This window comes from Streptococcus mitis (assembly GCF_023109105.1).
Lineage (GTDB): Bacteria > Bacillota > Bacilli > Lactobacillales > Streptococcaceae > Streptococcus > Streptococcus mitis_BW.
Genome location: NZ_JALDTZ010000034.1, coordinates 1 through 760 on the forward strand (window position 1 = coordinate 1; position 760 = coordinate 760).

General features: G+C 40.0%; 1 protein-coding gene. It reads right to left on the reverse strand.

Annotated features, from left to right (window positions below; all coding sequences use genetic code 11):
* Nucleotides 1-142: 142 nt before the first annotated feature.
* A partial coding sequence (locus M1F37_RS09935; RefSeq protein ID WP_419991952.1) for a transposase occupies nucleotides 143-760 on the reverse strand: 618 nt, incomplete at its 5' end.

A 760-nucleotide genomic window follows, 5' to 3' on the forward strand; every position in this document is an offset into this window, starting at 1 on the left:
ATGCTTGGTTTTATAGCTTTTGTAGCCGAAAGGAATCGAAAAAAAGAGCGCACAAAATCCTCTCATCTGAAAGCGTTTCAGATTAAGTTCCGCTATGGTGGAAGTTAGTGTGAGACGTTTGAATGGGGTTGAATATTAATTTTTAGATTTTATGTTGGAGTAATTTAGACGACTGACAGACATCTTCTGCAGGTATTTTAGAAATGCCGAGAAGTTTAGGAATCTCTTCTCCATAAGTAAAGGCAAAGAGTTCATAGGCTGACTTTCCATTCAAAGCAGCACGTTTGACGCTGTTAACATGCGAACAAACGAGATTAATGTCCTCTTGAGTTAAGTTGTCAAAAGAAGTTCCCTTAGGTAGAATGTCGCGAATCAAGGTGTGATTTTTCTCAATTCTGCCTTTCTGGTCAGAGCGATTAGGGTCACAAAAGAAGAGATTACACTCTCCTCGAACATCCATTTCGATGTCATCAACCCTGGCAAACTCTCCACCATTATCAGTCAGAATGACAGGAAAGAGTTGGAAGAAATCATTATCCGCTTGGTGAAGAGTGTTCTTGATGTCATAAAGGTGTTTGGTAACCTCAAGGGCAGTTTTATTATCCAGCAGTCTAGCGAAGATAAAGTTACAGAAAGAGAGATTGAAGGTGAGTAGGACTTTACCTCCCATTCTACCCATAACGGTGTCCATTTCCAGCCAGTAATTCAGTTGCTTAAGGGCCAAATAATTTTGGAAATCCTCATAGGAACGCCCTTTTTT